We start from the raw sequence: 9,977 nt of genomic DNA, 5'->3' as shown, positions 1-9,977 counted from the left end.
CCTCGGTCCCCGTCGCGCAATTCCAATGCCCTTGCCAGATAAACCATGAATCAAGTCTGACAAACAATCAGACCCAAAGTAATCAACGACACGCTACACTAGCAGTTTCCACATAGGTGTAGCCGGGACTGTCACCCGCGGCCCTGCTTCCCTAGCGTTGGGAGCATGTCACGCCGGGACGCTGGAGCAGCACGCCAGGGGGCCCGGCATGCCCGGGACCGGCTGCAGTCCACGCTCGGAGCCGGCCCGGGGCTTCTGCTCACCGGCAGTGGCGAAAAGGTCTTTGAGTACGACGGCGGTACTTACCTATCCGGTGACGACGCCGCTTCGGGGGCTGCTGATGAGTCCGCTGCCGGAACAGGCAGGACAGGACCGGCGCTGAGATGGCGGGTGGGCCTGCGGGTCGCCCTGCTCATCGCCGCACTCGCGGTGCTTGGCAGCGTCTGGTTCTGGGCACAAGTAGCCGCCGGTCAGCCAGAAGTCAGGCCACTCAGTGACGTCTCCGCTCAGGGCAGCATGCCTGCTCGGGAAGGAACCGAAGGCCCGGAGCCCCACGGGGCCGGGCCGCCCGAACTGCCCTCGGAAAGTCCACAATCCGGCACGGTCATTATCCATGTGGCCGGGGCCATCGCTGTGCCGGGGATTGTTCAGTTGCCCGCTGGCAGCCGGGTTCACGAAGCAGTCGCCGCGGCAGGCGGAGGCACGCCTACAGCAGACCTGAACCGCCTCAACCTTGCTGCCGTGCTGGCGGACGGTCAGAAGCTCTACGTTCCCCAGGCCGGCGAAGAAATCCCCGCCGGTTCGTCCGGTCCACTCGGGGGACCGGGGGAGGAGACTGACGGCGGTGGGACCGCGTCAGAAGGAGGAAAGGTCAACCTCAACACAGCAGGCGTCGAAGAACTGGACGCCCTGCCGAAGGTTGGGCCCGTGCTGGCGCAGCGGATCGTGGACTGGCGCAAGGAACACGGCCCGTTCACATCGACCGAGGAGCTCGACGCCGTGGACGGCGTGGGTCCAAAGATGCTCGAGACACTCCTTCCCTTGGTAGGCGTCTGAGATGGCCAGGCGCAGCCCGTGGAGCCGCTTTGTTGACTCGGCCGTGCAGGGCCAGGGAGCTCCCGCGGCACCGGCACCCGTGGATACGCCCGCCATGACTACGTCCGCCGGGGTCCAGGCCGCGGGGCTGAAGGTCCGCAGGCTGGGTGAACGCGTCGGGACGAAACTCCGGGGCCAGGAGCCATCGAGTGCAGCAACGGCCGCGCCGCGCCGGCGCACCGACGTCAGGCTGGCCCTGCCCGCCCTCCTCGTCTGGAGTGCCGCCGTCGCCGGCGTCTGGCTTAGCCCTGTGGCGCTGGTGGGGCTCTGTTGCGGCTTGGTGCTGGTGGCCACGTGCCTGTTGATCCGGGCCTCACGCGGCCGGGCGCTGGTGGCAGGCCGGCGGAGCTTTCTTATGACCACCGCGGTTGCCTTGCTGCTGGCCGCGACCGCCGCTGCCCATTCGGCCGTCTCCTCGTCGCAACGCCACGACGGGCCGCTTGCCGAAGCTGTAGCCGCCGGCAACTCTGTGGTGGCCATCCTGGAAGTCACCGGATCGCCGCGGGCCATGACGGTCCCGGGAACTTCGGGGCCGCCCGAACGGTGGTCGGTAACGGCGCAGACGGAGCAGGTCACCGTCAGCAGCCGGGTCATCCGCACCCGTGCCCCGGTGGTGGTCATGGGCGGCAAGGGCTGGGGGGACCTGGTGCCCGGCCAGGTGGTCCGGACCGCCGGCAAGCTGAAGACACCGGACGCAGGCCAGCAGGAAACCGCTGTCCTGTCAGCCTCCCTGCCACCCCGTGCCGGTTCCGGGACCGGCAGCAGCGCCGCAGTCGATGATGCCAGCGCCCCGGGCTGGCAGCTGGTCGCGAAGGACCTGCGCGTCCGGTATGTCTCCGCTGCGTCCTTCCTTGTCGCCGATCCGGCCGGCCTCCTCCCGGGCATGGTTACCGGAGATACCAGCGCCCTGGACGAAGGGCTCAATGCCGCGATGAAAACGGTGGGAATGACCCACCTGACCGCGGTCAGCGGAGCCAACTGCAGCCTGGTCCTGGGTGCACTGCTGATCGCTGCACGCAGCCTGCGCCTGCCCCGGCTCCCCGCGGCAGGACTGGCGCTGACCGGCCTGGCAATGTTTGTGGTGCTCGTGGGCCCGGATGCCAGCGTGCTGCGCGCCGCGCTGATGGGTTCAATTGCCGTGGCATCGCTGGCAGGTGGCCGGACGGGCCGCGGACTCAGTTTCCTCTGCCTCGCGGTGTTGGGCCTGCTCCTGATCGACCCCGGCCTCGGTACCAGCATTGGGTTCCTCTTGTCGGTACTCGCGACCCTGGGCATCATCGTCCTGGGCCGACGGATGATTGACTGGACCCCGGCAGTGATTCCACGCTGGGCAGCCGCCGCCTGGGCCGTCCCGCTCTCCGCGCAGTTGCTGTGCGGCCCGGTGGTTGTGCTCCTGCAGCCCCAGTTTTCCACGTACTCGCTGCTTGCAAACCTGATGGCAGCCCCGCTGGTAGCACCGGTGACATTGCTGGGAACGGCAGCCGTCCCGCTGGTGGTTGCCGCGCCGTGGCTGGCCACCGTCCTGATCGCCGCGGCAGGCACTTTCAGCGCCGGAGTGGCAGGAACCGCACGGATCACGGCAGGATTGCCGGGGGCTGCGCTGCCCTGGCCCGAGGGCCCGTTCGGACTCCTGACCATGGTGCTGCTCTCCCTGCTGACCTTCGCCGGTGTGTGGCTGACTATCCGGCCGCGTCAGGTGTTGCCCTGGGTCCTGGCACTACACGCCCGGACGGAATCGATGCTGGACTTTCTGGAACGGCAGCTGGGGGCCACGGTGTCCCGGCTCTGGCCGGCGCGGTGCTTGCCGGACCGGCGCGGGCCAGGCCAGCGTGGCCCCGGCTTGGTGGCGGCGGCCCACCGTGGCAGGCTTAGACACTGCACCAGAATTTCCGGGAGGAATCCACCATGGCCGCAGCCCAGACCACACGTACCAGGACTCCGGCGTCCAACACGGCCACCTGGCGGGACGTGACGCCTGCCGAAATCGTCCTGGTGGGCGGACCGGAGGAATACCTCGGCATCCGTGCCATGGACCACGTCCGCGCCCAGGTGCGGACGGCGTTTCCCGACGTGGAAGTCAGCCGCCTCATGGCCGGAACGTACGAAGCCGGGACCCTCGCTATGCAAGTCAGCCCCTCACTCTTCGGTGAGCGCAAACTGATCGAAGTCGAAGGCGTTGAAGGCATGAACGATGCCTTCCTGGCCGACGCAATGACCTATCTGGCCCGCCCGGAGCCGGATGCGGTGCTCGTCCTGCGCCACGCCGGGGGAGTCCGCGGCAAGAAGCTCCTCGATGCCGTCAAGGCTGGCGGTTGGCCGGTAGTTGACTGCCAGCCCCTGAAGAAGGATGCGGATAAGGCCACTTTCGTGGCAACGGAATTCAGGGCCGCCGGACGCAAGATCAGCTCGGACGCCGTGCAGACGCTTGTTAATGCCGTCGGCGCCAACCTTTCGGAGCTCGCGGCGGCGTGCAGCCAGCTGATCGCGGATGCCACGGGAGCAGTGACCCCGGAGTTGGTGGACCGCTACTACGGTGGCCGGATCGAGGCCACGGCCTTCAAGGTCGCGGACGCTGCCATGGCCGGAAACGGTCCAGTGGCGCTGTCCACCCTTCGCCACGCGCTGGCCACCGGGGCTGATCCGGTTCCGCTGGTTGCCGCGCTGGCAGCCAAGCTGCGGACGGTGGCCAAAGTTGCCGGCGCCCAGGGATCCCCGGCGCAGATCGCCCGGGAACTGGGCATGCAGCCCTGGCTCGTGGAGCAGGCCCAGCGCGATGTGCGCCGCTGGACCCCGGAGGGCCTGGTCCGCTCCATCCAGGCCACCGCCGAGGCCGATGCCCAGGTCAAGGGCCTTTCGCGTGATCCCGTCTATGCCGTTGAACATGCGGTGACCGTCATCGCAACCTCTGTGCGCGGGCACTGACGTCAGCTGATCGCGCCTGCGGTAGGTGGCTCTGGCGCAGAGACGCTGGCGGCTTAAAGATGTGTGGCCGGCACCCATCGGGTGCCGGCCACAATCATCAGTTCAGGTGAACTGGAAACCTTACAGCGCGTTGACCTTCTTGGAGATGGCCGACTTGCGGTTTGCTGCGTTGTTCTTGTGCAGAACACCCTTGCTGACAGCCTTGTCCAGCTTGCGGCCGGCAACAAGCAGGGCAGCGGCAGCCGCATCCTTGTCGGTGGACTCAACGGCGGTGTTGACGGCGCGGATGGCCGTCTTCAGCTCAGACTTGACTGCGTTGTTGCGCAGGCGAGCCTTCTCGTTGGTAAGGATGCGCTTCTTCTGGGACTTGATATTAGCCACGTGTGAACTCTCTTTTTAATGCGGAAATGGTCTAGAGGGCTTTCAGATTGGCCATTGACTGAGCGGCGTGGGGATACCTATGGCGGCCAACCATCAGTGGCCGTCGACCTGCACGGACACACAGCTATACAGAATAGCAGACCCCCCGGAAGCTGGCCATTTGGCGGGCTATTTCCAGCTGTGTCGGCGCCGTATGCCTGCAGCCACCAGATCGAAGCGTTTCCGGTCCAGAACTGCACCTTCGCGCCGGATGGCGTCCGGGCTGATCTGCAGGATCCGTCCAAGGTTCGCCTCGCTGGGCCGCTGCTGGCGGTCCCAACTGCCAGTTCCGATGTCCACGTAGTCTCCGGATCCGTTGCCGGCACGGTCATGGTCCCTGCTGGTGAGCATTACCCCCAACAGGTACTGTCCGCTCTTGCCCACCAGCAGAACCGGACGGTCTTTGCCCCGGGTGTGGTCCTCCTCATACGGCACCCAGGTCCACACAATCTCGCCGGGGTCGGGACTGCCGTCGGGCTGCGGGGCGTACTGGATGGACGCCGCGCCGGCAAAGTCGCCAGGATAGACGCCGTGCGGGGCCGGCCTCACCGGCGCCGCATGGCGGGCCGGTGCAGGCGGGTGCGGTCCGGCTGATCGGGTTGCCCCGTTACGGAACTTCTGCAGGACCCTGACGGACGTCCGGAAAGCGTTGGCCAAGGAGCGGAGGTTGATAGGCATGGGCCAAGACTATCGCCGGGCCACCGTGCCGGGTTTGAGCTGAATGCAATACGATGCGCCCGGACGTGGGAGACTGGAGGTTCCAAATGTGCGGTCCAGCCGCAGGGTGCCTTCGGTGCGTCCTGGCGGGGGTTGCACGAATGTCTACAGCACGAATGTCTACAGCACGAATGTCAACAGTAAGGACCCTGCGTGTCTCCCATGGCCCGCACCGCCCCGGTGCCCGCCGCGACTGATCCGGCCATCATTCGGAATTTCTGCATCATCGCGCACATTGACCACGGTAAATCCACCCTGGCTGACCGCATGCTGCAGTTCACCGGGGTGGTTAAGTCCCGCGATATGAAGGCCCAGTACCTGGACCGCATGGACATTGAGCGCGAACGCGGTATCACCATTAAGTCCCAGGCGGTCCGCATGCCCTGGGAACTCGACGGGACCAGCTACGCGCTGAACATGATCGACACCCCCGGCCACGTGGACTTCACCTACGAAGTGTCCCGTTCGCTGGCCGCCTGCGAAGGCGCAGTGCTGCTCGTTGACGCGGCGCAGGGCATTGAGGCGCAGACCCTCGCGAACCTGTACCTGGCGATGGAAAACAACCTCACCATCATCCCCGTGCTGAACAAGATCGACCTCCCGGCAGCCCAGCCTGAGAAGTACGCGGCGGAACTGGCCAGCCTGATCGGCGGCGACCCCGACGACGTGCTCCGCGTCTCCGGCAAGACCGGCATGGGCGTCGAGGTCCTGCTGGACAAGATCGTCCGCGATCTGCCGGCCCCCGTGGGGGACCCGAACGCCCCCGCGCGCGCCATGATCTTCGACTCGGTCTACGACACGTACCGCGGTGTGGTTACCTACGTCCGTGTGGTTGACGGCATGCTCCACCCCCGTGAACGCATCCAGATGATGTCCACCCGGGCCACCCACGAACTCCTCGAGATCGGAGTGAGCTCCCCGGAGCCCACCCCCTCCAAGGGTCTTGGGGTTGGCGAAGTGGGCTACCTCATCACCGGTGTGAAGGACGTCCGCCTGTCCAAGGTCGGCGACACCGTCACCAACCTTGCCAAGCCTGCCACAGTCTCCCTTCCCGGATATGCCGATGCCAAGCCGATGGTCTTCTCCGGCCTGTACCCGCTGGACGGCACGGACTACCCGGTGCTCCGCGATGCGCTGGAGAAGCTGATGCTCAACGACGCCGCACTGGTGTACGAGCCCGAAACGTCGGCCGCGCTCGGCTTCGGCTTCCGCGTCGGCTTCCTCGGCCTGCTCCACCTGGAAATCACCAGGGAGCGGCTTGAACGCGAATACAATCTCGACCTGATCTCCACCGCCCCCAACGTGGAGTATGAAGTGACGCTGGAGGACAAGAAGGTGGTCCATGTGACCAACCCCAGCGAATACCCTTCCGGCAAGATCGCAGAGGTCCGCGAGCCGATGGTGGCCGCCACCATCCTGGCGCCGAATGAGTTTGTGGGCGCCATCATGGAGCTCTGCCAAAGCCGCCGAGGCGTTATTGGCGGCATGGACTACCTGTCCGAGGACAGGGTCGAAATCCGCTACCGGCTGCCACTCGCTGAGATCGTGTTCGATTTCTTTGACATCCTCAAATCCAAGACCCGGGGCTACGGCTCGCTGGACTGGAAAGCCGACGGCGAGCAGGTGGCCGACCTGGTCAAGGTGGACATCATGCTCCAAGGCGAACAGGTGGATGCCTTCTCCGCCATCACGCACCGCGAGAAGGCCTATGCCTACGGTGTAATGATGACCGGCAAACTGCGCGAGCTCATTCCCCGCCAGCAGTTCGAAGTGCCCATCCAGGCTGCCATCGGCTCCAGGATCATCGCCCGGGAAAGCATCCGCGCCATCCGCAAGGACGTTCTGGCCAAGTGCTACGGCGGCGACATTTCCCGTAAGCGCAAACTGCTGGAGAAGCAGAAGGAAGGCAAAAAGCGCATGAAGATGGTGGGCCGCGTTGAGGTCCCCCAGGAAGCCTTCATCGCTGCGCTGACCACCGACGAGTCCAAGGACAAGGCCAAGAAGTAGTGATGACAGTGGCCGGCAACACCGGAGGCCCCTGCAATGCCTAGCATTCTTCCGCTCGGTGACCCCGCGCCGTCGGACGGTCTGCTGCCCGCCCAGGCAGTGGCCGGTGCGGCGGACCGGGCCTTCGGGCTGTACGTGCACATCCCGTTCTGCGCTGTTCGTTGCGGATACTGCGACTTCAACACCTACACGGCCACCGAGCTGGGCGGCGGGGCGTCACAGGACGCCTACGCCACCACGGCCGTGTCCGAAGTCGACTTTGCCGCCACAGTCCTGCGGAACTCGGGTCTCCCGGACCGGCCGCTGAGCACAGTCTTCTTCGGCGGCGGCACTCCCACGCTGCTCCCGGCGGAAGACCTAGCGCGGATCCTGACGGCCGCCGTCGGGCACTGGGGCCTGGAACCCGGCGCCGAAGTGACTACCGAAGCAAACCCGGACTCGGTCACCCCTGCATCCCTTCAGGTCCTGGCCGATGCCGGTTTCACCCGGGTTTCCTTTGGCATGCAGTCTGCCGTTCCCCATGTACTGAAGGTCCTGGACCGCACGCACACGCCCAGCCGCGTGCCGCAGGTGGTGCAGTGGGCGCGCGATGCCGGACTGGCCGTGAGCCTGGACCTGATCTACGGGACGCCGGGGGAGTCCCTGGAGGACTGGCGGTTCTCACTGGAGACGGCACTGTCCTACGAGCCTGACCACATCAGTGCCTACGCGCTGATCGTTGAGGACGGCACCAAGCTGGCCGCCCAGATCCGCCGGGGTGAAGTCCCGGGAATCGACGACGACGACCACGCCGACAAATACGAACTCGCCGACCAGCTGATCGGCGCTGCTGGCCTTAGCTGGTATGAGGTCAGCAACTGGTCCCGGACGCCGGAGCAGGCATGCCGGCACAACCTCGCGTACTGGCGCGGGGACGACTGGTGGGGCATCGGGCCAGGTGCACATTCACACGTCGGCGGGGTGCGGTGGTGGAACGTCAAGCACCCCACGGCCTACGCCGGACGGCTCGCTCAGGGCCTGTCGCCGGCCGCCGGGCGGGAAACGCTGGACGCCGAAACCCGCGACGTTGAGCGCGTGATGCTTGAGGCCCGGCTCGTGTCGGGGCTGGCAACGTCAACGCTGGGCGACCACGGCCGTCACGCCGTGGCCGGGCTCATTGCCGACGGCCTGGTGGAGCCACCGGCTGCCTTCCACGGCACGCTGGTATTGACCCTGAAGGGCCGCCTGCTGGCCGACGCCGTGGTCCGAAGGATCCTGCCAGGCTGACCTGCCGGACAAGCTGGTGGGCCCACGCCCGCAGGGTTCCCTGGAGGAGGTTTAGGGTGACGGTGGGGACTACTTGATCCAGCGCAGGTTGTACTGGTAACGGTGGGGCTGGCCCTTGTTGACATGGATACCTGCGGCCACGGAGAAGCAGGTCAGGGCAATCCAGATCAGGGTGGCGATGACGGCGAAGATGTTTCCCACCACCGGAATGAACACCAGGAGATTGGCCACCAGCGCCGCGATGGTGGGCGGCAGGCTGAAGTTCAGCGCTTCCTTGGATTCCTGGGCGGTAAACGGCCCGCGCTCACGGAAAATCAGGTAGATCAGCAGTGACGGAACACAGCCGAGGATCCCGCCGAAGTGTGCCAGTGTGGCCCACTGGCGGTCTTCGCTGGCCGTCAGGGGCAGCGCGTTAGCCGGAACGCCCTGGTACTCGGAACGGCCCTGGCCGCCGTGGTCGTCCCGGTGCTCGCGTGCGTTTTGTGCCACGGTTTTCTTCCTTCGAAAGTGCAATGGTGCTGGGTTGGAGAATGCCGGAGTGAAGCAACGGCAGCCTCCGCAGTACCAAGAATACTGGTTCAGCCACCAAATGCTGCCGCCAGGAGCCGGATCCGGTGTCAGGGCACCGTCAGGAAGTCGATGACTTCCTCCACTCTCCCGAGGAGTGATGCTTCCAGGTCCGCGTAGCTGCGGACAGCGCCCAGCAGCTTTTGCCAGCCAAGCCCGATGTCTTCCTTGGTGGAGTGCGGCCAGCCGAACGCTGCCAGGATTCCGGTCTTCCAGTCCTGCCCGCGCGGCACCACCGGCCATTGCTCGATGCCCAGTACAGCGGGCCGGATGGCCTGCCACACGTCAACGTAAGGGTGCCCGACGATCAGGACATTCCCCACCGCGCCGGGGGAGGCCATCACGGCAGCCGCGATGCGCCACTCCTTCGAGTCCGGCACCAGGTGGTCCACCAGGACCCCCAGCCGCCGCCCTGGACCGGGACCGAATGCGGCCACCGCCCCTGCCAGGTCATCAATGCCATGCAAAGGCTCGACGACGATGCCCTCTACGCGGAGATCGTCACCCCAGACTTTTTCCACGAGTTCGGCGTCGTGCTTTCCCTCCACCCAGATTCTGCTGGCTTTGGCCACCTGGGCGCGCTGGCCGGCCACGCGGAACGAGCCGGACGCCGTCCGGCCGGCGGCCACGGGGGCGGCCTGCCCGGGCGCCGGGGGAACGAGCCGGATGGGCTGCCCCTCCAGGAGGAACCCGAAGCCCAGCCGGAAGGACCGGGACTTGCCGCGCCGGTCTTCGAGGGCCACGACATGCATGCCCCCGGACTTCTCCACCCGGGTCACCGCTCCCACCCAGCCTGACTGGGCGTCTTCGAGAACCATGCCACGTTCCACGGGGACCTCGGGGAGTTCGCTTCTCACAGGCGCGGTGATCTCCTGCGGACCCCAGTTCTGGTACTGCATGGATTGATTCCGCCTTGCCGCTAGATCCTGGCCCGGAATTTCGCCCGGAGCGGTACCAATGCTAACAACGGGGTGACTCATATT

General features: G+C 66.2%; 9 protein-coding genes. 5 read left to right on the top strand and 4 right to left on the bottom strand.

The window, feature by feature from the left end; all coding sequences use genetic code 11:
• The first annotated feature begins 165 nt into the window (after window positions 1-165).
• The 3 genes from ACX80X_RS03910 to holA are packed head-to-tail and all read left to right on the top strand — an operon-like array spanning window position 166 to window position 4,017.
• Window positions 166-1,056 (top strand): ComEA family DNA-binding protein, encoded by an 891-nt coding sequence (locus ACX80X_RS03910; RefSeq protein WP_252598875.1) that lies wholly within the window; start codon window positions 166-168, stop codon window positions 1,054-1,056.
• Between the two features lies 1 nt (window position 1,057).
• A complete protein-coding gene (locus tag ACX80X_RS03905) occupies window positions 1,058-3,067 on the top strand; it encodes a ComEC/Rec2 family competence protein (RefSeq protein WP_252598874.1) in 2,010 nt (669 codons plus the stop codon).
• Window positions 3,001-4,017, top strand: coding sequence for a DNA polymerase III subunit delta (gene holA, locus ACX80X_RS03900; protein WP_252598873.1), 1,017 nt, complete (start codon window positions 3,001-3,003; stop codon window positions 4,015-4,017). Before ACX80X_RS03905 ends, holA begins: the two co-directional genes overlap by 67 nt.
• A gap of 120 nt (window positions 4,018-4,137) precedes the next feature.
• On the opposite strand, the gene rpsT is transcribed toward holA, so the two are convergent.
• Together rpsT and ACX80X_RS03890 are read right to left on the bottom strand one after the other, a co-directional pair.
• The gene (gene rpsT / locus ACX80X_RS03895; protein WP_056340153.1) at window positions 4,138-4,398 is read right to left on the bottom strand and encodes a 30S ribosomal protein S20; all 261 of its coding nucleotides are present in this window, start codon (window positions 4,396-4,398) and stop codon (window positions 4,138-4,140) included.
• 168 nt (window positions 4,399-4,566) lie between these two features.
• Window positions 4,567-5,115, bottom strand: coding sequence for a type II toxin-antitoxin system PemK/MazF family toxin (locus ACX80X_RS03890; protein ID WP_252614596.1), 549 nt, complete (start codon window positions 5,113-5,115; stop codon window positions 4,567-4,569).
• 192 nt (window positions 5,116-5,307) lie between these two features.
• Here ACX80X_RS03890 and lepA point away from each other — a divergent pair, with 192 nt between their 5' ends.
• Both lepA and hemW read left to right on the top strand, forming a co-directional pair.
• Complete coding sequence (lepA, locus tag ACX80X_RS03885; RefSeq protein WP_252598871.1) at window positions 5,308-7,161, top strand: translation elongation factor 4; 1,854 nt, start codon at window positions 5,308-5,310, stop codon at window positions 7,159-7,161.
• Between the two features lie 36 nt (window positions 7,162-7,197).
• Window positions 7,198-8,427 carry a radical SAM family heme chaperone HemW gene (gene hemW, locus ACX80X_RS03880; RefSeq protein ID WP_252614597.1) on the top strand — a complete coding sequence of 410 codons (1,230 nt, stop codon included), beginning with the start codon at window positions 7,198-7,200 and terminating at the stop codon, window positions 8,425-8,427.
• Between the two features lie 69 nt (window positions 8,428-8,496).
• Here hemW and ACX80X_RS03875 read toward each other — a convergent pair whose 3' ends face one another.
• Together ACX80X_RS03875 and ACX80X_RS03870 are read right to left on the bottom strand one after the other, a co-directional pair.
• On the bottom strand, window positions 8,497-8,916 hold the full coding sequence (locus ACX80X_RS03875; RefSeq protein ID WP_252575353.1) for a DUF4870 domain-containing protein: 420 nt from the start codon (window positions 8,914-8,916) through the stop codon (window positions 8,497-8,499).
• A gap of 128 nt (window positions 8,917-9,044) precedes the next feature.
• Window positions 9,045-9,893: a DUF3097 domain-containing protein gene (locus ACX80X_RS03870; protein ID WP_459311249.1), complete on the bottom strand. Its 849-nt coding sequence runs from the start codon at window positions 9,891-9,893 to the stop codon at window positions 9,045-9,047.
• Between the last annotated feature and the right edge of the window lie 84 nt (window positions 9,894-9,977).

The sequence above is a fragment of the Pseudarthrobacter sp. MDT3-1 genome (genome assembly GCF_054510755.1).
This window is presented reverse-complemented; position numbering and strand designations above follow the sequence as displayed.